19 protein-coding genes are annotated in these 22,291 nt (G+C 67.6%); 9 read left to right on the forward strand and 10 right to left on the reverse strand.

All coding sequences use genetic code 11. From position 1 onward, the window contains the following. Positions 1–6 precede the first annotated feature (6 nt). From ACCD06_RS20770 to ACCD06_RS20795, 6 genes are all read left to right on the forward strand, one after another. Positions 7–816: an enoyl-CoA hydratase/isomerase family protein gene (locus ACCD06_RS20770; protein ID WP_247871128.1), complete on the forward strand. Its 810-nt coding sequence runs from the start codon at positions 7–9 to the stop codon at positions 814–816. A gap of 107 nt (positions 817–923) precedes the next feature. Next, positions 924–2,135, forward strand: a complete 1,212-nt coding sequence (locus tag ACCD06_RS20775) for an ABC transporter substrate-binding protein (RefSeq protein ID WP_413343163.1) — start codon at positions 924–926, stop codon at positions 2,133–2,135. Positions 2,136–2,160: 25 nt separating this feature from the next. Continuing rightward, positions 2,161–3,054 (forward strand): branched-chain amino acid ABC transporter permease, encoded by an 894-nt coding sequence (locus ACCD06_RS20780; protein ID WP_413343165.1) that lies wholly within the window; start codon positions 2,161–2,163, stop codon positions 3,052–3,054. Further along, positions 3,047–4,099 (forward strand): branched-chain amino acid ABC transporter permease, encoded by a 1,053-nt coding sequence (locus ACCD06_RS20785; protein ID WP_413343167.1) that lies wholly within the window; start codon positions 3,047–3,049, stop codon positions 4,097–4,099. The genes ACCD06_RS20780 and ACCD06_RS20785 overlap by 8 nt, the downstream gene beginning before the upstream one ends. Next, complete coding sequence (locus ACCD06_RS20790) at positions 4,096–4,875, forward strand: ABC transporter ATP-binding protein (RefSeq protein ID WP_109155690.1); 780 nt, start codon at positions 4,096–4,098, stop codon at positions 4,873–4,875. The genes ACCD06_RS20785 and ACCD06_RS20790 overlap by 4 nt, the downstream gene beginning before the upstream one ends. Before the next feature lie 5 nt (positions 4,876–4,880). Further along, positions 4,881–5,588: an ABC transporter ATP-binding protein gene (locus tag ACCD06_RS20795; protein WP_109155691.1), complete on the forward strand. Its 708-nt coding sequence runs from the start codon at positions 4,881–4,883 to the stop codon at positions 5,586–5,588. 163 nt (positions 5,589–5,751) lie between these two features. On the opposite strand, the gene choX is transcribed toward ACCD06_RS20795, so the two are convergent. Next, positions 5,752–6,756, reverse strand: a complete 1,005-nt coding sequence (gene choX / locus ACCD06_RS20800) for a choline ABC transporter substrate-binding protein (RefSeq protein ID WP_413343170.1) — start codon at positions 6,754–6,756, stop codon at positions 5,752–5,754. Positions 6,757–6,810: 54 nt separating this feature from the next. Then, positions 6,811–8,352: a choline-sulfatase gene (betC, locus tag ACCD06_RS20805; RefSeq protein ID WP_413343172.1), complete on the reverse strand. Its 1,542-nt coding sequence runs from the start codon at positions 8,350–8,352 to the stop codon at positions 6,811–6,813. 111 nt (positions 8,353–8,463) lie between these two features. On the opposite strand from betC, the gene ACCD06_RS20810 reads away from it, so the two are divergent. Next, positions 8,464–9,396 carry a choline sulfate utilization transcriptional regulator gene (locus ACCD06_RS20810; protein WP_413343174.1) on the forward strand — a complete coding sequence of 311 codons (933 nt, stop codon included), beginning with the start codon at positions 8,464–8,466 and terminating at the stop codon, positions 9,394–9,396. Positions 9,397–9,435: 39 nt separating this feature from the next. Here ACCD06_RS20810 and ACCD06_RS20815 read toward each other — a convergent pair whose 3' ends face one another. Further along, positions 9,436–10,818, reverse strand: coding sequence for a PLP-dependent aminotransferase family protein (locus tag ACCD06_RS20815; RefSeq protein ID WP_413343176.1), 1,383 nt, complete (start codon positions 10,816–10,818; stop codon positions 9,436–9,438). A 246-nt stretch (positions 10,819–11,064) separates the two neighbouring features. Between ACCD06_RS20815 and ACCD06_RS20820 the strand changes: the two genes are divergently transcribed. Beyond that, complete coding sequence (locus tag ACCD06_RS20820) at positions 11,065–12,354, forward strand: hydroxymethylglutaryl-CoA reductase, degradative (RefSeq protein WP_136702919.1); 1,290 nt, start codon at positions 11,065–11,067, stop codon at positions 12,352–12,354. A gap of 51 nt (positions 12,355–12,405) precedes the next feature. Beyond that, the gene (locus tag ACCD06_RS20825; protein WP_413343178.1) at positions 12,406–13,632 is read left to right on the forward strand and encodes an ABC transporter substrate-binding protein; all 1,227 of its coding nucleotides are present in this window, start codon (positions 12,406–12,408) and stop codon (positions 13,630–13,632) included. 75 nt (positions 13,633–13,707) lie between these two features. Here the strand turns inward: ACCD06_RS20825 and ACCD06_RS20830 are convergent, their stop codons facing one another. The 7 genes from ACCD06_RS20830 to ACCD06_RS20860 all read right to left on the reverse strand — a co-directional run bounded on the left by ACCD06_RS20830 (position 13,708) and on the right by ACCD06_RS20860 (position 22,261). Next, positions 13,708–15,462 carry a M14 family metallopeptidase gene (locus tag ACCD06_RS20830; protein ID WP_413343179.1) on the reverse strand — a complete coding sequence of 585 codons (1,755 nt, stop codon included), beginning with the start codon at positions 15,460–15,462 and terminating at the stop codon, positions 13,708–13,710. After that, on the reverse strand, positions 15,459–16,313 hold the full coding sequence (locus ACCD06_RS20835; RefSeq protein ID WP_413343181.1) for an ABC transporter permease: 855 nt from the start codon (positions 16,311–16,313) through the stop codon (positions 15,459–15,461). Before ACCD06_RS20835 ends, ACCD06_RS20830 begins: the two co-directional genes overlap by 4 nt. 5 nt (positions 16,314–16,318) lie before the next feature. Further along, positions 16,319–17,242, reverse strand: coding sequence for an ABC transporter permease (locus ACCD06_RS20840; protein ID WP_413343183.1), 924 nt, complete (start codon positions 17,240–17,242; stop codon positions 16,319–16,321). 98 nt (positions 17,243–17,340) lie between these two features. Beyond that, positions 17,341–18,876, reverse strand: coding sequence for an ABC transporter substrate-binding protein (locus tag ACCD06_RS20845; protein ID WP_413343185.1), 1,536 nt, complete (start codon positions 18,874–18,876; stop codon positions 17,341–17,343). A gap of 50 nt (positions 18,877–18,926) precedes the next feature. After that, positions 18,927–20,792: an ABC transporter ATP-binding protein gene (locus ACCD06_RS20850; protein ID WP_413343187.1), complete on the reverse strand. Its 1,866-nt coding sequence runs from the start codon at positions 20,790–20,792 to the stop codon at positions 18,927–18,929. A 138-nt stretch (positions 20,793–20,930) separates the two neighbouring features. Further along, positions 20,931–21,116: a hypothetical protein gene (locus tag ACCD06_RS20855; protein WP_109155701.1), complete on the reverse strand. Its 186-nt coding sequence runs from the start codon at positions 21,114–21,116 to the stop codon at positions 20,931–20,933. Beyond that, a complete protein-coding gene (locus ACCD06_RS20860) occupies positions 21,113–22,261 on the reverse strand; it encodes a PepSY-associated TM helix domain-containing protein (protein WP_413343189.1) in 1,149 nt (382 codons plus the stop codon). Before ACCD06_RS20860 ends, ACCD06_RS20855 begins: the two co-directional genes overlap by 4 nt. Between the last annotated feature and the right edge of the window lie 30 nt (positions 22,262–22,291).

Below are 22,291 nucleotides of genomic sequence, written 5' to 3' on the forward strand. Positions count from 1 at the left end.
CCGACCGTGACCCCCTACCGTTTCGACAGCACCGACAGCCTGCTCGCCGATCTTGACGGTTTCCGCGTGGAGATCGACGAATCCCTGGAGCGCGCCGACATCGTGTTGCACCGTCCGCCCTTCAACATCGTCAGCATGCTCCAGCGCGACCAGTTCGCCGCCGTGTTCGCAGCGCTGGACCGCGATCCCAAGGTGCGGGTGATCGTCCTGCGCGCCGAGGGCGAGAACTTCTCGTCCGGCGGCAACATCGCCGGCTTCATGGAGAAGTCGGCGGAGCATGTTTCGGAGTTGGCGGTCAACATCGCCGCCCCGGAGCGCTGCCGCAAGCCGGTGATCGCCCAGGTCCGTGGCTATTGCTTCGGCGTCGGCTTCGAGCTGTCGCTCGCCTGTGACTTCCGCATCGTGTCGGAGACCGCGCAGTTCGCCCTGCCGGAGATGCGCATCGGCATGATCCCCGGTTCCGGCGGGTCGGCCCGCCTGCTGCACATGATCGGCATCTGCCGGACCAAGGACATGGTGATGCGGGCCAAGCGCATCCCCGGCCGTCAGGCCGCCGACTGGGGCTTCGTCACCGACTGCGTCGCCGACGCCGAACTGGAAGCGACGGTTGCCGCCCTGGTCGATGAACTGCGCGGCTTCTCGCCGCTCGCCCAGCGCACCATCAAGGGCGTGCTGAACAGCGGCAACAACGTTTCGGTCAACGGCGCCATCGAGATCGAGGGGCAGGCCTACGGCCGCCTGCGCGGCTCGGAGGATTTCAAGGAAGGCGTCGCCTCCTTCCACGAGAAGCGCAAGCCGGTCTTCAAGGGCAACTGATCCCCGGTTCCGGTTTCGGCTCCGACGTCGAGCGCCCGCCATCGAACGAGCGGGCGCCGCCTTTCCAACAACAGGGCGCGGCATCGCGCCAGTGAGGGAGTCCATCCATGTCCAAGAACGCTCTTCCGAGGTCAATCTACACCCTGTCGCCGCTGCTGGCCTTGCTGGCGGCGCCATTGGTGGCTCCAGGAGCGGCGCAGGCCGCCGATCCGATCCGCATCGGGGTGGTGACCCCGCTGTCGGGTACCTACGCGCCGATCGGCCAGCAGGTCCGCTGGGGCCTGGAACTGGCGACGAAGGAGGTCAACGCCGCCGGCGGCATTCTCGGCCGTCAGGTCGAGCTGCTGTTCGAGGACGAGGAGGCCAATCCCGCCGTCGCCACCCAGAAGGCCGAGAAGCTGTTCCAGGTCAACAAGGTCGATTTCCTGACCGGCACCGTCAATTCCGGCTCGACGCTGGCGGTTGGGCAGTTGGCCGAGCGCAACAGGCGGCTGATCGCCACCACCGTCTCTTTCTCCGACGCCATCACCACCGACAAATGCTCGCCCAACGTCTTCCGGGTGAACGCGCGGGCGGGACAGCAGTCGGCGGCGCTGGCGGAATGGCTGGCCAAGGACAAGCCGAAGGCCAAGGTTTATTATCTCGGCCCCGATTACGAGATGGGCCGCTCCACCGTCGCGGCCTTCAAGGAGGCGGCGGAGAAGACCGGCGCGCAATCGACCGGCGAGGTCTTCGCGCCCCTCGGCAGCAAGGATTACTCGCAGTATTTCGGCCAGCTCCGCGCCGCGCGGCCCAGCGTGCTCTACACCTCCACCGCCGGCAACGATACCGTGCGGCTGCTGACGCAGATGGGCGAGTACGGACTGCTGCGCAACCTGACCATTGTCGGCGCGTCGGGCACCGTCACTGCTCAGAACATCGGCGCCATCGGCAAGGCGGCCGACGGCTTCGTCACCGGCGTCGGCTATTCCGCCGAACTGGCGACGCCCGAGAACAAGGCCTTCGTCGCCGCCTTCCGCAAGGCCTACGACACCGCCCCCGACCTCTACGGCGCCGACAGCTACGGCCTGATCGGCTTCTTCAAGGCGGCGGTCGAGAAGGCCGGCGGCACCGACACCGAGGCGCTGCGCAAGGCGATGGAGGGGCTGAGCTGGAACACGCCGCAGGGCACCAAGACCATGCGGGCCGGCGACCATCAGGCGGTTCAGGACATGTACGCCGTGCGCATCTCGTCCGACGGCACCAACAACCGCTTCGACGTGGTCGGCACCGTTCCGGGCGAGGCCGCCATCGGGCCGGACCTCTGCACCCGCTTCTGAGGACGCAGTCAAGGAGCCGATGGCCATGGCCGATCTCATCGACTATCTGCAATTCGTCCTGGCGCCGCAGGCGCTGAACGGTCTGTCGCTCGGGGTTGCCGTCGTTCTGATGGCGCTGGGCCTGACCATCATCTTCGGGCTGCTGGACGTCATCAACATGGCCCATGGCGAATTCTACGCCATGGGTGCCTTCCTATCCCTGACGCTAGCCGGGCTGGGCGTCGGGTTCTGGGCGCTGCTGGTGCTGGTGCCGCTTCTGATGCTGCCGATCGGCTGGGTGGCCGAGCGCTGGCTGATCGCACGGGTCTTCCACAGCCGCGACCGCCACATCCTGACCCTGCTGCTGACCTTCGGGCTCGGGATGATCCTGGAGGATGTGCTGAAGCTGGTCTATGGACCCAACACACTGCGGCCCGAGAATCCGATTGAGGGCGGCACCGAGATCCTCGGCATGTTCCTGCCGAACTACCGGCTGTTCCTGATCGGCTTCGGCCTCGCGCTGATTGCTGCGGTCTGGCTGGTGGTCTTCCGCACCGGGCTTGGCGCCATGGTGCGGGCGGCCGCCTTCGACAAGGACATGGCCTCGTCTCTGGGGGTGCCGGTTCGCCGGGTCTATGCCGGCACCTTCGCCTTTGGGGTGGCTCTGGCCGGGCTGGCCGGCGTGCTGCTGGCGCCGATCTATTCGGTGTTTCCGACCATGGGCCGCGATTTCATCCTGATGGCTTTCACCGTGGTGATCGTCGGCGGCATGGGGTCGATCCAGGGGGCGGTGATCGCCGGCCTGCTGCTGACCCAGGTGCAGGCGCTCTCCAGCCTCTACATCTCGCCGGTCTGGTCGGATCCGCTGGTGTTCGGGATCATGGTGCTGGTGCTAATGGTCCGGCCGCAGGGCCTGTTCGGGAGGCTGGGACATGCCTGAGGCCACATTGCACACCCTCTCCGATCCCGGCAGCACCCGGCCGGCGTCCGGATTGTCCCGTCTGGCCCCGGTCCATTGGCTGGCGCTGGCCTTCCTGGCGGCGGCGCTGGGCTTGGCCGCCGTCGCCTGGGCGACCGACAACGGCTTCTACCTGCGTCTGGCGACCGAGGCGCTGATCTTCGCCGGGCTGGCGATGAGCGTCGACCTGCTGCTGGGCTACACCGGCCTGCTGTCGCTGGGGCAGGCGCTGTATTTCGGGCTGGGCGCCTATGTCTCGGCGCTCGTCCTGCGCGATGTCGCCCCCAGCTTCTGGCTGGCGATGGGAGCGGCCCTGCTGGCCGGCGGCGTGGCGGGCCTGATCGGCGGCGTCATCGCCAACCGGGTGAAGGGCGTCTATTTCGCCCTCATCACCTTCGGGCTGGCGCAGGTCGCCGCCAAGACCGTCTACAACACCCGCGCGCTGGGCGCGTCGGACGGGCTGATCGGCATCCCGCAGGTCCAAGTCGGATTTGGGCCGTTCAGTCTCGACACCGCCGACCCGCTGTCCTTCTTCCTGCTGGTGCTGGGGCTGACCGTCGCGGCCTATGCTGGGCTGTCCTATCTGATGGACGCTCCGTTCGGCCGGACGCTGGCCGCCATCCGCGCCAACGAGAAGCGCGTGCCGTTCCTGGGCTTCAACGCCTGGCGCTACAAGTTGGCGGTCTATGTGCTGGCGGCCTGCGTCGCCGCGCTGGCGGGGGCGCTGTACCCGATGCTGCGCGGCTTCGTCTCGCCCGAACTGATGTTCTTCGAAACCTCCGGCAACGCGGTGATCACCGTCATCGTCGGCGGCGTCGGCACGCTGGTCGGGCCGGTGGTGGGCAGCCTGCTGCTGACCGCTCTGCGCTCGGTCGTCGGATCCTGGACCGAACATCACCTGATCGTCGTGGGGGTCATCTTCATGCTGTCCGTCATCTTCTTGCGTAAGGGGCTGGTCGGCGCGCTGCTGGCCCGGTTGAGTCGCCGCGGCGACTCAAGAGCTGAAACCGGGAGGACGACGCCATGACGGCATCCTCCCTCAAGGCGGCGGCCAGCGCAGGCGGCGCCTGTGCATTGGGCGTGCGCGACCTGTCGGTGAACTTCGGCGGGCTCCAGGCGGTGGCGGGCGTCGGCTTCGAGGCTGCGGCCGGACGGATCACCTCGGTCATCGGTCCGAACGGGGCGGGCAAGAGCACGCTGTTCAACCTGATCAGCGGCGCTATCCGCCCGACCGGCGGTCGGGTCACCCTGGACGGCGCCGATGTCACGGGGCGGTCCCCCGACCGCCTGCTCGCCGCCGGACTGGCGCGGTCCTTCCAGATCACGAACCTGTTCTTCGAGCTGCCGGTGCTGGAGAACCTGCGGATCGCCGCGCAGGTGCTGGAGAGGCCCTGGCACGCGCTGCGTCCGGTCGGCCACAGCCGTCGTGCGCTCGCCAAGGCCGACGCGCTACTGGAGCGCTTCGGCCTGTCGGCCAAGGCGCGCGAGCTTGCCGGCAACCTGTCGCACGGGGAACAGCGGCGGCTGGAGATCGCGGTGGCGCTGGCCGCCGAGCCGCGGGTGCTGCTGCTGGACGAGCCGACCCAGGGCATGAGCCACGGCGACACGGCGGACACCGGTGCGCTGATCCGCTCGCTGGCCGGCGACCTGACGGTGCTGCTGATCGAACACGACATCGGGTTGGTGATGAGCCTGTCGGACCATGTCGTCGTGATGGCCCAGGGCCGGAAGATTGCCGAAGGGCCGCCCGCCGTGGTGCGTGCCGATCCCGCCGTACAGGCCGCCTATTTCGGACACGGGTGACACCCATGCTTTCCATCGAGAACCTGCACGCGCATTACGGCCTGAGCCATGTTCTGCAAGGGGTGTCCCTGCAGGCCGGTCCGGGCGAGGTGGTCGGGCTGTTCGGCCGCAACGGCGTCGGCAAGACCACCATCCTGAAATCCGTCGCCGGCTGGGTGCCGGCCAGTTCCGGCACGATCCGCTTCGGCGGCGTCGATCTGGCCGGGCAGACGCCCGACGCGATCGCCCGCCTTGGGCTCGGGCTGGTGCCGGAGGATCGCCGCATCTTCCCGGGACTCAGCGTCGAGGAGAACCTGCGGCTGGGGCTGCGCCAATGTCCCGGCCGGGCGCGCCGCGAGAATGAGCAGGCGATCGGACAGGCCTTCGCCCGCTTCCCCCGGCTGGCCGAACGGCGCCGGCAACTCGGCACCACCTTGTCCGGCGGCGAGCAGCAGATGCTGGCGATGGCCCGCGTGATGGTGGGTACCGCCAGGCTGTTGCTGATCGACGAGCCGACGGAAGGTCTGGCGCCGATGATCGTCGACGAGATCTTCGCGATCATCACGGAACTGAAGCGGGCGGGATTGACCATCCTGCTGGTGGAGCAGAACATCCACCGCGCCCTGGATGTTGCCGACCGCTTCTACGCGGTGGAGCGGGGACGCATCACGCTCCATGGTGAAGCGGCCTCCCCGGCCGATCGTGCCCGGCTGATGGAGATGGTTGCCGTATGATCCGGCGGCCCTTCCCCCTCCGGCCTCATCGCAAACCGGAGGGACCCCGCATGTAATGGCGTTCAGGCCGGTAGGCCGGCCTGAACCAGGAGGGGAAGCGGGCCCGGACCCATGCGCGCAACGCGGCCAGCATGGTTGTACGTCTCCTTCTCGTTTGGTTGCGTCACTTCAGGCTCAATGCCATGTGCACGGCCGTGGCGGCGTCCTTGCCGTCGCGGGTCGACACGCCGGCCAGCCAGGGGCCGAGCAGGTCGGGATGCGCCTTCAGGTAGCTGGCCGCTGCGTCCTTGGGGGCTTTCTTGTCTTCGGTGATGGCGGCCATGATCTCGTTCTCCATTTCGACGGTGAAGGCGAGTTGGCTGAACAGGCGGTGGACATTCGTGCATTCGGTGCCGTAGCCGCGCCGGGACAGGGTGTTGACCGTGGTGCTGCCATAGTTCGGACCGAAATAGGCGTCGCCGCCGCTGAGATACGTCATGTCGATCCGGGTGTTCATCGGGTGCGGTTGCCAGCCGAGAAAGACCACCCAATCCTTGCTGCGCGTCCGTCGCATCGCCTGTGCCAGCATGGCCTGCTCGCTCGATTCGACCAGGGTCCAGCCCTCCAGCCCGAAATCCTTCTTGTCGAGCATGCGCTGGATGTTCTGGTTCGCCGGCGCTCCCGGCTCGATCCCGTAGATCTTCTTTTCGAACCGGTCGCCGAACCGGGCGAGGTCGGCGAAACTGTGCACGCCGGCATCGGCCACCGCCTTCGGCACCGCCAGGGTGAATTTGGCGTTCTCCAGGTTCGGGCGCACGATCTCGACCGATTTCTCGGCAATCAGCTTGTCGAGGAAGGTGGATTGGGCCGGCATCCAGTTGCCGAGGAAGATATCGATCTGACCGGTCTTCAGCCCCTGGAAAATGATCGGCACGGCGACCGTCTCGATCTTCTGTTGATAGCCCATGGCTCCCAGCAGCGCTCCCGCCACCGCATTGGTCGCGGTGATGTCCGTCCAACCAGGATCAGCCATCCTCACCGTCTGGCAGCTCGCGGGCTCCGCCGCCGATGCCGATGCAGCCGCCGAAATCGCCAGCGCGCCGGCCGTCATCCCGATCACGACCACCAGACCGGCCAGTGCCGAACGCCCCGCTGTCAAACCGCCCATTGCAAGCTCCGGTGCACGCATGTGCTCTCCCTCCTGTCGGGTGATGGTCGACGTCCGGCGCGCCAGGGCGCCGTCTTAATGCGCCGGGGTGCCAGGGCGCGGGAAGCGGGCCATGGCTTCCAGATCGTCGAGATCCAGATGGTTGCGCATATAGCTGGTGCCTGCGTCGGTGAAGGGCTGGAAATCCCAGGAGCGGTGCGGCCCCTGGCGCAGCGCATCGGCCACCAGGAGGCGCCGCTGCTGGCTGGCGACAACCTCCTCATGCAGGCGCGCCAGATCCCAGCGCTGTTCCACCTCGGCGCGGTAGCGTTGCAGGGCATCGGCCGCCGCCGAGCCGGCGGCGGGCTGCTCCGCCCGGTTCACCAACTCGTCCGGATCGTCGGACAGGTCGTAGAGCTGGTCGGGATCGGCCGGTGAATGGATGAATTTGTCGCGACCGCGCCGGATCATCACGATGGGGGCCAGGGCACCTTCGGCGAGATATTCGCCGATCACCTCGTCATGGCCGCCGCTGCGCTGAAGGTGCGGCAGCAGGCTGCGCCCGTCGATCGGCGTCCGCCAGCCTGGCGCCGCCCCGTCATGGGCGAACTCGACCAGGGTCGGCAGCAGGTCCATCGACGAGACCGAGGCGGCGATCCGCCCGGCCTGAAACCAGCCTGGCGCCCGGATGATCAGCGGGATGCGGCAGGCGGACTCGAAGAAGCTCATTTTGTACCACAGCCCGCGTTCGCCAAGCATGTCGCCATGATCGGACAGCAGGACGATGACGGTATCCTCGGCCAGTCCGGTTTCCTCCAGTGCGCCCATCAGCCGACCGATCTGGTCGTCCACATAGGCGACGGCACCATAGTATGCGCGGCGGGCGTTGCGGATCTGCCGTTCGCTGAGCGGCATCTCGTCCATTGCGCAGACATGGCGCAACCGCCGTGAATGCGGGTCCATTGCGTCCGGCGCCAGAGTGACGCGCGGCAGCGGGACCTCCGCGTCGGTGTGGCGGTTCCAGTAGCGCTCGGTGATGGCGTAGGGATCGTGCGGATGGGTCAGCGACACCACGAAGCAAAAGGGCCGTTCCCGCCGGCCGCGGGCGATGTCGTACAGCTTGCGTTCGGCGGTGAAGACCACCTCCTCGTCGAAGTCGAGCTGGTTGGTGCGCAGGCAGGGGCCGGCGTCGCGCACCGAACTCATGTTGTGATACCAGCTCGGCCGATCCTGGGGCCGGGTCCAGTCCGGCGTCCAGCCGAAATCGGCCGGATAGATGTCGGTGGTCAGCCGTTCCTCGAAGCCGTGAAGCTGGTCGGCCCCGCAGAAATGCATCTTGCCGGACAGAATGGTCTGGTAGCCGGCCAGTCGCAGGTAATGGGCAAAAGTGGGGACCGCGGAGGGAAATTCGGCGGCGTTGTCGTAGCCGCCGATGGCCGAGGGCAACCGCCCGGACAGGAAGACATAGCGCGAGGGGGCGCAGAGCGGACTGTTGCAGTAGGCGCTGTCGAACACCACGCCGCCCTCCGCCAAGCGGTCGATGTGCGGCGTCCGTACCGTCGAGTTGCCGTAGGCGCCGAGCGCCTGCGGGATCATCTGGTCGGCCATAAGGATGAGGATGTTGGGGCGCCGTGCCATATCCGCCTACTTCATACCGTTTATGGACAGATCGTTCGAGAACGATAGAATTGACGCACCCAACAGCGGGCGTGAAGCCCCTGTCTCATCATGCCGGTATGAAGGCCGCTCATGGGAAAGGACCGCCTGCCGCCGCTGCGCACCCTGCTTTTCTTCGAGGCGGCCGGCCGGCTGCTCAGCTTCAGCGCTGCCGCCCGCGAGCTTGCCTGCACCCAGTCGGCCGTCAGCCACCAGATCGGCTGGCTGGAGGCCGATCTGGGGACGGCGCTGTTCCGTCGCCTGCACCGCGGAGTTGCGCTGACGCCGGACGGCGTGCGGCTCTACGAGGCGACGCGTGAGGCTCTGGACGGCATCGGCGATGCGGTGACCCGCATCCGCGACCGGCAGCGGCCGGGCGTTCTGAACGTCGCCACCGACTTCGGTTTCGCCTCCGGCTGGCTGCTGCCCCGTCTCGGCGCCCTGCGCCAGCTTTTGCCCGAACTGGACGTGCGGATCGTGACGACGCAGAACGCGATCGACCTGCGCCGCGAGGCGGCGGACATCGCCATCACCTTCGGTCACGGCCATTGGCCCGCCTGCGAGGCGGAACTCCTGTTCCCCGAGCGGGTCCTGCCGGTCTGCAGCCCTGCCTTCCGGGCGAGCCGCGCCCCGTTCGCCGCCGGGGGCGCCGCTTCCCCGGCCGATCTGTCATCCCTGCCGCTCCTGCATCTGGAAAGCGTCGGGCCGGCCGCCTGGCTGTCCTGGAGTGACTGGTTCACCCTGCACGGGCTGCCCGTGCCGGCCGGCGGCCATGATCTGACCTTCAACAATTACCCGCTGGTTCTGCAGGCTGCCCTGATGGGCCAGGGGGTGGCGCTGGGATGGAGCCCGCTGATCGCCGAGCTGATGCGGGACGGGCATCTGGTTGCCCTGATCGACCGGCCGATCCAGACGAAACGGGGCTATTTCCTGGTCGTCTCCAGCCGGCGCAAGCCGGATGAGCGTCGCGACCGCTTCCGCCGCTGGGTCGTCGAGGAAAGCCGCCGGGATGGCGACCGCAGATAGTGCCCGTTGTGGCGAAGCGGCGGGTCGCCGCGGCGGCGGTTACCGCGCGCCCTGTGCGTGCAGACGGTCGCCGAGAAATGCGATGAAGCGGGGGTCGTCGGCGTAGGCGATGTTGATCCGCATCGCCGGCGCAGTGGCCGTCCGCGTCGGCAGGAACAGCGTGCCGGGCGCCAGGAAAATCCCCTGTTCCGCAGCTTGGCGTACCAGTTCCGCCTCGTCGATGCGGTCGGGAAGTTCACCCCACAGATAATATCCGCCGGAAGCAGCCGGCGGCAGTCGGACGCCGATGCGGGTCAGGGCGAGCGTCGCCTTTTCCGTATGCTCCCCGATCAGCGTCTTCAGCCGGCGCAGGTGCCGGAGATATTGGCCGGAGGCGATGAAGGCGTAGACGATCCGCTCGACATAGTCGGAGGTGCTGACGACGGTCAGCATCTTGACGTCGCACAGCCGGTCGATCAGCGGGCGTTTCGCTGCGACATAGCCGACACGCAGGCTGGCCGACAGGGTCTTCGAGAAGGTGCCGACATAGATGACCCGCTCCAGCTGGTCGAGCGCGGCGAGGCGCGGGCTGGCGGCGGGCAGGACATCGGCGAAGGGGTCGTCCTCGACGACGTACAGGCCGTGCTGTTCGGCAATCCGCAGCAGGCGGTGCGCGACGGCGGGCGTGATCGAGCCGCCGGTCGGGTTGTGCGCCAGCGACTGGGTGAAGAACAGCTTCGGCTTGTGGGCGGCGGCCTTGGCGGCGAGATCGTCGAGGTCGGGGCCGTCGTGACGCCGCTGGACGCCAACGATGTTGATGCGCGACAGCCGGAGCTTGCCGAACAGTGGATAATAGCCGGGGCTGTCGACCAGCACCGTGTCCCCCGGTTCCAGCATCTGGCGGGCCACGAGGTCGAGTGCGTGGTTGGCGCCCTGGGTCAGCAGGATCTGGTCCGGCGACGCCGTGATCGACCGTTCGCCGAGCGTCAGCGCCAGCCGCTCCCGCAACGGCAGGAAGCCCCAGGGGGAGCCGTAGCCGTGGTCCGGCGTCAGGCCGCGGCTTGCGGCCGTGAATCTCGGATTGCCGCCGACCTCGAACCGCTCCATCCAGGACGGCGGCGGGCGGCCGTCGCCGATCCGCACGGCATAGCTCTGCACCAGCTGTTCGCGCAGCAGCGACACGAAGTCCACCGCCTCTGCGACATGGGCGGACTGCTGTCCGACCGCCGCGTGGCGGACGCGGGCGACATAATAGCCGGCCCCCTGCTTCGCCTCGACATGGCCCAGCGCCACCAGACGGTCGTAGGCCTCCGCCATCGTGTTCTTCGAGACGCCGTGCTCGACGGCGCCGGCCCGCACCGACAGGAGGCGCTCCCCCGGTTTCAACAGGCCCTCGCCGATCAGGCCGGCGATCCTGTCGACGATGCTGCCCACCCGTGTCATCGCGTCACCGCTTCAGTGTCCCAATGAATGCGCTGGTACAGTGTCCCGGAGATTTCGGGAAACTGTCCCTTGTGCCGTCCCTTTGTATCACTGATCATCAATGGAACGAATGGTGATGGTGGGGAAGCCCGCGGCGCCCGTTCAACCAGCACCAGCATTGTCCCGCCCTCATTGCTCCATCCGGTGCGCGCCGCCGTGCGGCGCCGGAGGGGGATGCATCCACAAAGTGTACGACAGGGTTCAGGAATGATCGACACCACCCGCAGTTCCCGCATCTCCGGATTCCACAAGAAATCGCCGGCGGAGCGCTTGGGCATCGTCTCGGACTTCGCCGGCCTCGATGCGGCGGCCGCCGCGCGGCTGTCGGACACCGGGAACCTGGATCTGGGCCTTGCCGACCGTCTGGTCGAGAACGTGATCGGGTCGATGAACATCCCGCTGGGAGTCGCGACCAATATGAGGGTCGACGGCGAGGATGTGCTGATCCCGATGGCAACGGAGGAGTCGTCGGTCGTCGCCGCGGTCTGCAACGCGGCCCGGCAATGCTATGACGCCGGCGGCTTCACCACCTCGATGTCCGGCACGTTGATGATCGCCCAGATCCAGGCGGTCGATGTGGCCGACCCCCACGCGGCCCGCCTGCGCATCCTCGGGCGGCGCGAGGAGATCAAGGCGATCTGCGACGGCTGCGACCCGGTACTGCTGTCCTTCGGCGGCGGCTTCCGCGACGTCGAGGTGCGTGTGCTCGACAGCCAGGGCGGCCCGATGCTGGTGACCCATCTGATCGTCGATACCCGCGACGCGATGGGCGCCAACGCCGTCAACAGCATGGCGGAGAAGCTGGCCCCCCACATCGCCGCCTGGAGCGGCGGCCGGGTGTATCTGCGCATCCTGTCCAATCTGGCCGACCGCCGGCTGGCGCGGGCGCATGCGGTGTGGCCGCTCGACCAGATCGGCGGCGAGTCGGTGCGCGACGGCATCATCAGCGCCTATCACTTCGCAGCCGCCGACCCGTATCGCGCCGCCACCCACAACAAGGGGATCATGAACGGCGTCAGCGCCGTCGTGCTGGCGACCGGCAACGACACCCGTGCGGTGGAGGCCGGCGCCCATGCCTTTGCCGCCCGCAGCGGCCAGTATGGCAGCCTGACCCGCTTCGAGGTAACCGCCGACGGACAGCTCAGCGGCTCCATCGAACTGCCGATGGCGGTCGGGCTGATCGGTGGCGCCACCAAGGCGCATCCGACGGCGCAGGCCTGTCTGGCGATCCTCGGCGTGACCAGCGCCGAACGTCTCGCCCGCATCATCGCCGCGGTTGGGCTGGCACAGAACTTCTCGGCGCTGAAGGCGCTGGCGACCACCGGCATCCAGAAAGGCCACATGGCTCTGCACGCCCAGAACATCGCGATGATGGCCGGCGCGGTCGGCGACGAGATCGATCGCGTCGCCGCTGCGCTGGTGCAGCGCGGCAGCGTGCGCCAGGACATCGCCCAGGAGATCCTGCGGGACCTGCGTGGTGGAGTTTCCGGCGCCTGACGGCAGTGGGCAAAACCGTAGAGCATCAAAATGAATAAGGGGAGGACCTTGATGAAGACCGGATACACGCTGGCCGGCATGGCCGCGGCCAGCCTCGTCGCATTGTCGATCGGCACCGTCCCGGCATCGGCCGAGATCGCGTCCCAACGGGTAAAGCTGGGGGTGCTGACCGATATGAGCGGCTTCGCGTCCGACAGCACCGGCCGGGGCTCGGTGGTGGCTGCGGAGCTGGCGGCGGAGGATTTCGCCAAGGAGTTGCCCGGCGTCACCATCGAGGTCATCCACGCGGACCACCAGAACAAGCCCGACATCGGCGCCGCCACCGCGCGCCGCTGGCTGGACCAGGAGCATGTCGACGCGATTCTGGACGTGCCCTTCTCGTCGGTGGCGCTGGCGGTGAATGAGGTGACGCGCAACTCCAAGGCCGTCTTCATCGCATCCGGTCCCGGTACGACGGAGCTGACCGGCCCGAAATGCTCCCCCAATACCATCCAGTGGACCTACGATACCTGGGCGCTGGCCAATGGCACGGCGCGGGCGGTGACGGAGAGCGGCGGCAAGCGCTGGTTCTTCATGACCGCCGACTACGCCTTCGGTCATGCGCTGGAGCGCGACGCCTCGGCGGTGGTCAAGAGCATGGGCGGCACCATCGTCGGCAGCGTCCGCCATCCGCCAAACGCGTCCGATTTCTCCTCCTACCTGCTGCAGGCGCAGGGCAGCGGCGCGCAGGTCATTGGGCTGGCCAACGCGGTGGGCGACACCATCGGGTCGGTCAAGCAGGCGACCGAGTTCGGCATCACCGCGGGTGGCCAGCGGCTGGCCGCCCTGCTGATGCAGTTGAGCGACGTCGCCGCCGTCGGATTGAAGGATGCGCAAGGATTGTATCTGACCGAGGCCTTCTATTGGGATTTGAATCCCGGCACCCGCGCCTTCGCCGACCGCTTCGCCGCCCGGATGGACGGGCGCCGTCCCACCGGCAACCAGGCCGGCGTCTATGCCGGCGCCCTCCATTACCTGAAGGCGGTCAAGGCGGCGAACAGCACCGACGCCACCATCGTCGCCGCCAAGATGCGGGACCTGCCGACCGACGATCCCCTGTTCGGCAAGGGCAGCGTTCGCGTTGACGGCCGGGCGGTCCACGACATGCTGTTCTTCGAGGTCAAGAAACCCGAAGAGTCGAAGGGACCTTGGGACTTCTACAAGCTGGTCAAGACCATCCCCGGCCCCGAAGCGTTCCGCCCGCTGTCTGAAGGTGGCTGCCCGCTGGTGGAGAAGTAAGCGGGTCACCGGCCCGGCTTAACCGACAGCCCCAGGCCCACTCTCGTGGGCCTGGGCATGCCATGATGGAGCCTGTCAGCTCACGATAAGCTCCTGCCAGGCCTCGTAGGCGGCAAGCACCGTCGCCATCTGCGCGGTGTGGCCCTGGATGAAGGCATCGCCGTAGATGGTCTCGTCCGGATATTCGGTGATCAACGTCACCGGCACCGTGCTGCGTTCATCCAGTGATGACAGGCAGGGGAAGCCGTTGATGAGGCGGAATCCGGTTTCGCCGGCATGGATTTCGTAGAGCGCGATCTGTTCGGCGTTGCGGGCCGCCAACTCCGGAATTGTGGCCAGATGCGCCGTCACCCGGTCGAGCAGGCGCTCCGCCGCCGTCTCCCAACCCGCATGGTGGCGCATCACCAGGAAGAAGCCCTTGGGCAGGGTCCACATGGCGAAGTTGCGCGGTACATAGCCCGACAGCGGCCGGGTCCATTCATGCGAGGGGTAGCCGTGCAGGTTCAGGTGGAGACGGGCACCGCTCAACCGTTCCGCCTCCAGCCGGATGGCCTTTTCATTGAGATGGGGGCCGGCCTCCACAGGGTTGCGGTATTCCAGGTCGTCGCCGAGCGCGGTGTAGCGCGCCGCATGGTGCATGTGGCGTGGATTGTCGGTCCGCAGCCGCTGATGCAGGGCGTAGCCGTCTGGGTTCTCCAGGGGCGAAACGGTGAAGTGCGCCCCCGGACGCTGCGCCAGCCGGCTTGCCGCGCGCAGGGCGCCCGCCACGCCGGTCGTCTCGTTCGCGTGCTGGCCGCCGCTGATCATCACCGGCGCGTCGCTGCCCCGCACATAGCGGGCGAGCACCCGGCGCCCGCTGCGCGTCCCCGCCTCGAACGGCTCGCCGCCGATCCGCTCCAGCCCGGCACGGATTGCCGCGTCCCCGATCGGAGCGGCGGCGCGGTCCAGCAACGGGGCGTCGAGTGGCTCGTCGGCGGCCGTGGCGGCGTCGCATGACAGGGGACGCAACTCCACCCGCACCCGCACCGCGCCGTCGCTCAGCCCGATATCCGGTGCGATCTGGCCCGGCTTCAGCCCGCGGTCGCCGAGCGGCCGGCCGGATTTGCGCTGGAACACCTCCAGCAGGGAGAAATAGAAGTCCTCGTGCAAGGCCTCGCGCAGGCTCACAACCTCGTCGGCGAAGTCCAGCGGTTCGTCCTCTGCCGGATAGTCGGCGCGGATGCTCAGCTCCTCGAAATAGGGCTCCCCGCCGGCCCAGGGGTGGGCAATGATGGCCGTCATGGCGGCTTCGAACAGCCGCTCGTAATCGGTCTCCAGCCTTTCCCCGTCCTCATTGTTGCCCAGGCGCAGCCAACCGGTCGGCGATACGCTGGTCTCCCCCGCCATGTCGGTGTGGACGCGGTTGGGCGCGGCCACCCGCTGCTCCTCCCGCCGGCCGTCCTTGAAGGTCAGCGTCACGTCGTAATGGAACGCGCCGTCCGCCCGCGGGCGGAACGCCACCTCCACCCCGTCCAGCAGGGCGGCCAGTGGATAGGCCTCCAGCAGGAAGCGGTTCGCCGGCGCCTGCTGGTGGACCGGATAGGCGACGGTCACGGCGGCCAGATCGCGCCGCTGCACTTCCTCCAGGAAGAAATGCAGCAGGGGCTTGTAGGCGCTGCGAAGGCGGGCGGACACGCCGCGCTCCACGAGGCGCCGTTCGGCGGCGCGGCGGCTCCGCGCGTCGTCGAAGGTCCAGGCCTCCACCAGATTGCCGCTCTGGGCGCCGCCGTTCAGCTGGGCGCACAGCCGGTCGAGCGTCCGCTCGAACGAGGCTTCGAACAGGACGGTCATCGAGACGTTCTCCCGGTGGGATCGAGGCTGTCGCGCAGCCAGTCGCCGAGCAGGTTCAGGCCCAGCACGGTCAGAAGAATGGCAAGGCCGGGGAAGACGCTGACCCACCAAGCGACCTGGAGATAGGTGCGCCCCGAGGCCAGCATGCCGCCCCAACTGGGGATGGTCGGATCAATGCCGAGCCCGAGGAAGGTCAGGCTGCTTTCCAGCAGGATGTTGTTGGCGACGTTCAGCGTCAGCAGCACGATCACCGGGCCGATCAGGTTCGGCAGCAGGTGCTGGACGATGATCCGCCAATCCTTCACCCCGATGGCGCGGGCGGACTGGATGAACTCCCGCTCGCGCAATGCCAGGACGGAGCCGCGGACGAGGCGTGCGTACTGCACCCACTGCGACACGATCAGCAGGATGATGGTGTTGGTCAGGCTGCCGCCGACGATGGCGATGAAGGTGATCGCCAGCAGGATAAAGGGCAGTGCCAGCTGCACGTCGGCGAAGCGCATCACCACGATGTCGCAGATGCCGCGGTAATAGCCGGAGATCAGGCCCATCAGCACGCCGATCACTGCCGCCCCAGCGACCGAGACGAAACCGACCAGCAGCGAGATCTTGCCGCCCGCCACCACGCGGGCCAGCACGTCCCGCCCCAGGGGGTCGGTGCCCAGCGGGTGCGCCGCAGTCCGGAAGGGCGGGGACAAACGGGCAAGCAGGTCCATCTTGTCCGCACCCCCGGGGAACAGCTGGTCGGAAAAGAGCACGGCCAGGCAGATGACCAGGGTCAGCGACGCGCCGAGCAGGAATTCCAGGTTGCGGAAGCGCGGGGAGCGCAGGAAGGAGAGCGCAGCGGCCATGGCGGTCACGAGGTCCGGATGCGCGGATCGACCAGCCCATAGGCGATGTCGACCAGCAGGTTGACGCCGACGATCAGCAGCGACAGGACGGTGATGACGCCCTGAAGCACCGGGTAGTCGCGCGCGGCCACCGCGTCGAAGGCCAGCGTGCCGAGCCCCGGCCAGTTGAAGACGCGCTCCACCACGACGATGCCGCCCAGCAGGCCGCCGAACTGCAAGCCGAAATAGGTGATCAGCGGGATGGCGCAGTTGCGCAGCGCGTGCTTGTAGAGGACCTTGCCTTCGCTCAGCCCCTTGGCGCGCGCCACAATGACATACTGCGACTGCAGGGTTTCCAGCATGGCGCTGCGCACCAGCCGCACGTTGGTCGCGGTCAGGATGACGCCCATGGTGACCGCCGGCAGAATGAAGTTGGAGGGGCTTTCCATCCCGCTGGGCGGCAGCCAGCCCAACGTGATGGCGAACAGCAGCACCAGCATCGTCGCCAGCCAGAAGTTGGGCACCGACAGGCCGACCAGCGACAGGATGCGGATCGCCTGATCGGCAACCCCGCCCCGCGCCGTCGCCGCCCGGATGCCGAGCGGAATGGACAGGGCGATGGAAACGGCCATCGATATCAGCGCCAGCAGCAGCGTGGCCGGCAGCGCGTCGGCGATCAGCCGCGACACCGGGGTGCCGCCAAGGAAGCTGTTCCCGAAGTCGAACCGCAGCAGTCCGGTCAGGAAGCCGCCATACTGGACGAGGAAGGGCCGGTTGACCCCCAGCGCCTCACGGATGCGCTCCAGGTCCTGTTCGGTGATGCTGCCCGCCCCTTGCGTCAGCATCAGGGCCGGGTCGCCCGTCAGGCGGATCGCGAAGGAGACGACCAGCGTCACCACCACCATGACGAAGATCGCCTGGATCAGGCGCTTGAGAAGGAAACCGGCCAAAACGTGCCACCCTGGAAAAAACGGGCCTGATAAAATGGAGCAAAACCACAACCGGCGCCGCCGCTCCCCGAGGGGGAAGGGCGGTGCCGGACGGGCGGTCAGTCCACCGTCACCTCGGTCAGCTTCGGACGGTTGTCCGAGGCCGGCGGGAAGTTCTTGACCCGCTTGGCGACGCCGTAGATGGCGTTGGAGTTGTAGAGCGGCATCTCCAGCGCCTTGTCGGCGACGGTGTGCGCGATCTGCTTCAGGATGCGCTCGCGCTCCGCCACGTCGGTGATGGCGCGTTGCGATTCCAGCAGCTTGTCGAGATCGGCATCCTGCTCGTACGGGTTCCACTTCTCGCCGGAATGGTACATGGCGTAGGCGGTGTTGTCGTAGTCGAAGGTCCAGCCGCCCCATTTCTGCTGGAACATTGCGCCGGTCTTGCCCTGCGGGATGATGTCGTTCAGCAGCACGTTGGTCTCATACGGCTTGATCGTCGCGACGACGCCGACGGCGCCCAGATAGGCGGCGACGGCCTGGGCCACCTCGTTCATCGTGGCGTCGTTGCCGCGGATGTCGATCTGCACCGTGGCGCCCGGCTTCACGCCAGCCTGGGCCATCAGGGCCTGCGCCCCCTTCGGATCGAAGGGCAGCGGCTTCAGCGCCGGGTCGTAGCCGAAGGACAGCTCGCCCTGGAAGCTGGCGATTTCCGACGCCTGGCCGGCCAGGATCGACTTGACGATGGCGGCGCGGTCCACCGCCATGATCAGCGCCTTGCGCACCCGCGGGTCGGCGGTGATGCCGCTCTTGGTGTTGAAACGCAGCGCGTCGACCGTCGGCCCCGGCACGCTGAGCAGCGTCAGCTTCGGATCGGCCTGGATCACCGGGACCATGCCGATGGGAATGGTCGGCGGCAGGACGACGTCGACGCGGCCGGCCTGAAGCTCGGCGACCGCCGTGGCCGGTTCGGTGATGAAGCGGTAGTCGACCTCCGACAGCTTCGGCGCGCCGCCCCAGTAGTTGGGGTTGGCCTCCAGCTTGATGCCGGTCTTTGGGGCGTAGGAGATGAACTTGAACGGCCCGGTGCCGACCGGGTTGACGTTGAAGAAGGCGTCGCCCTTCTCCTTGATGTAGTTCGGCGGGACGATCATCGCGCCATAGCCGGCCAGCTTGGTCAGCAGGACCGGATCGGGAGCCTTCAGCTTGAGATCGACGGTGGTGTCGTCGATGACCTCGACGCTGTCGATGGCGATGTAGTTGGAGCGCTGCGGACCCTTCGCCCCTTCCTCGCCCAGCAGCCGGTCGAAGGTGAACTTCACGGCGGCGGAGTTAAATGGCTCGCCGTTGTGGAAGGTCACGCCGCCGCGCAGCTTGAAGCGGATGCGCTTGCCGCCGTCCATCTCGGTCCAGGATTCCGCCAGCCCGGGCACCAGCTTGCGGTCCGGGCCGCGGTAGGTCAGCCCGTCGAAGATGTTGGTGCCGACCGAGGCCCAGTTGACCAGGAAGGTGTCGATCGGGTCCCAGCTTCCGGGATCCTGCGGCGACGAGATCGTCAGTTTCCCGGCGGCATCCGCGGGCGTCGCCATGAAGGCCGCCCCGCTCAGCAGCGCCGCCACAAACGCGGCCTTGATCCCTTTCACTCCCAATGCCATGACACCTGTTCCTTGATCGATGGTTGTTGTTGGTTGACGAGGGCGCCGGGTCATGCGCTCCGGCGGACGAAATGCCCCGGCTGCACCTCTTCCAGCGGCAGGACCGCGGGATCGTCGCCGACGGCGCGGACCGGGCTCGGGATTTCCCCGTCCAGCAGGGCCCGGCGGCTCCGCCGCGAGGGGTCGGCGACCGGGACAGCGGACAGCAGGCGGCGCGTGTAGTCGTGCGCCGGGCTTTCGAAAATCTGCCGCCGGCTTCCCATCTCCATGATCTGGCCGAGGAAGAGGACGGCCACACGGTGGCTCATCTTCTCCACCACCGCCATGTCGTGGCTGATGAAAAGATAGGCGAGGCCGCGTTCGGCCTGAAGGTCCATGAACAGGTTGATGACCTGCGCCTGGATCGACACGTCGAGCGCCGACAGCGCCTCGTCGGCAATGATCAGTTTGGGGTCGGAGGCGAGCGCGCGGGCGATGCAAACGCGCTGGCGCTGGCCACCGGAAAATTCGTGCGGGTAGCGGGCGGCGTGGGCGGGGGCGAGTCCGACCCGCTCCAGCAGGCCGTCCACCCGTTTGCGGATCTCCCGCTCGCCGTCAAGCAGGCCATGGGTGCGGATCGGCTCCGCGATCGAGAAGCCGACCGTCTTGCGTGGGTCGAGCGACGCGAAGGGATCCTGGAAGATGTACTGGACGTCGCGCCGCAGCCGGTTGCGGTCCGCCGCCCCCATCTCCGACAGCGGCCGGCCGCGGAACGAAATGCGGCCCGAGGTCGCCTCCTGCAACTGTTGGATGGTGCGCCCGATCGTCGATTTGCCGGAGCCGGACTCGCCGACCAGCGCCAGCGTTTCGCCCGGATGGATGTCGAAGGAGACCTGCGTCACCGCATGGACCTGATGCGTGGCGCGGCCGAGCCAGTTGGTCCTGGACTTGAACCGGACGGACAGATCGCGGACCGACAGAAGGGGGGCTGCGCCGTAGTCGGCCGTGTCCTGCACCCGGGCCTCGCCCACGGTGGTGACGTGGTCGCCGTCGAGAACGGTCAGCGGCAGGCGGCGGGGGTGATCCTGTCCCGCCATGGCGCCAAGCCGCGGCACTGCGGCCAGCAGCGCGCGTGTATAGGGCTGGCGCGGGGTGGCGAAGAGGTTGGCGGCGCGACCCTCCTCGACCTTGCGGCCCTTCCACATGACGACGACGTCGTCCGCCATCTCGGCCACCACACCCATATCGTGGGTGATGAACATCATCGCCATGCCGAGTTCGGCCTGCAGGTCGCGCATGATGGTCAGGATCTGCGCCTGGATCGTCACGTCGAGCGCGGTCGTCGGTTCGTCCGCGATCAGCAGCCTGGGCCGGCAGGCCAGCGCCATGGCGATCATCACCCGCTGGCGCATGCCGCCCGAGAGCTGGTGCGGGTAGCGCTTCAGGATCTGGGCGGCATCCGGCAGGCGGACCATGTCGAGCAGTCGCCGGCCCTCCTCCGCTGCTGCGGCCTTGCCCATGCCTTCGTGCAGGATCAGCGTTTCGCCGATCTGGTCGCCGATGGTGAAGACGGGGTTCAGCGAGGTCATCGGCTCCTGGAAGATCATGGCGATCTCCTTGCCGCGGATCGCCCGCATCTCCTTCTGCGTGGCTGTCAGCAGGTCGCGCGGCCCCTGACTGCCCTGGAACAGGATGCGGCCGGTGGGGTATTGCGCCCCCACCATGTCGGCGAGCCGCATCACCGACAGCGACGTCACCGACTTGCCCGACCCCGACTCGCCGACGATCGCCAGCGTCCGTCCCGGATCAACACGGAAGCTCAGATCCTCGATGACGCGTTGTCCGCCGAAGGCGACGGACAGGTCCTCGACGCTGAGCAAAGGTGGCGTGACCTGCTGTGCGGGGGTTGGAGAGGCGTTCCGGGTGGGCGACTGCATCGGGCGCGGAACCTTGGTGTCCCTATTGTCAAGAGACTGAGGTTTCCCGGATCCACCAGTTCCGTCAATGCATTATTTCGGATCGATAACCGTGCCGGATGTTATCATCCGGTCCCCACCGTGGTGTCGGGGGAGCCGTCAGCGCTCGCGCCTCCGCCAAGCCCGGACCGCGGCCAGCACGGGGACGGACAGCGCCGCCCAGGACAACGCGTCCACCAGGCCGTCGTCCAGCAGGGCGGTGACCAGCCCGGCGGTGGTGACGAGCGCGATTGCGATTGGAATGCCGAAGATCGCCGGCAGGGGGAGGGGAGCGCGCGGCTTCATTCCGCGGCCTCCCCGGCGACGGCGCGCAGGCCGGGGCTTGCGCCGGCCTGTTCCTGTGCGCCGCGGCGGCGGGCGATCCACAGATACAGGCCGCTGCCGAGGATGACGATGGTCAGCACGTCCAGCACCGCCCATAGGACCTTCATCGGCAGCCCGCCGTAATCGCCGAAATGCAGTGGCTGCGACAGCCGCAGCGCCAGCATGTACCAGGGCATGGAGCGCATATCGGTGAAGGCCCCGGTTTCCGCGTCGATCAGGGCGGGGGTCAGGATCCGGTTGGTGGCCGGCGTGGCTCCCTTCAGCCACACCGCGTAATGATGGTTGCTGGAAAATCGCACGCCGGGGAAGGCGACGAACTGCGGGCGCATGCCGGGGGCGGCCTCCATCGCTGTGCGGACGGCCGCGTCGACGGAGGCGAAGCGTTCCGGCACCGGCTTGCCTTCATAGGGGGCGATCATCGCCGCCAGCTCGTTGGATCGCCAATAGGCGACCAGCGGCACCGACAGGGTGTTGATGACGCCGGTCAGCCCGACCACCATCACCCACATCAGCGTGACGATCCCCAGCATGTTGTGCAGATCAAGCCATTTCAGCCGCCTGCTGCGCCCGGCCCGCACGGTGCCGAAGGGCAGCTTGCGCATGAAAGGAGCATAGATCACCACGCCGGACAGGGTGGCGAGGAACAGCAGGAAGCCCATGAAGCCGAGGAAAAGCTCGCCGGGCAGCCCGGCGAACAAGTCCACATGCAGGCGCAGCATCACATGCATGAAGCCCTCGTCGTCATTCAGGTCGGCCAGGATCCGCGTGGTGCGCAGGTCGATGGCGGAGATGTGCATCTGCGACACCGGCGGGCGGGCGGTCGGGCCGGTCGTGACGTTCACCACCGGCCGATCCTCGTCGAAGCTGAGGAACAGCGGACGTTCGCCGGGATATGTGGCCAGCGCCGAGGCAACCGCCTCGTCCAAGGATTTCAACGGCGTCTCGGCCGGCAGGAGCGGAAGGTTGTCCTCCGCCGTCAGCGCCTCGATCTCGTCATGGAAGATCAGCGGCAGGCCAGTCAGGCACAGCAGCAGCATGAAGACCGTGCAGATCAGGCTGGTCCATTTGTGGATCAGCGTCCAAATCCGGATGGTTCGGTTGGTCATCGGGCACTCCTCATGCCGCCGTCATGAATG

Source organism: Azospirillum sp. CT11-132 (assembly GCF_047302835.1).
Lineage (GTDB): Bacteria > Pseudomonadota > Alphaproteobacteria > Azospirillales > Azospirillaceae > Azospirillum.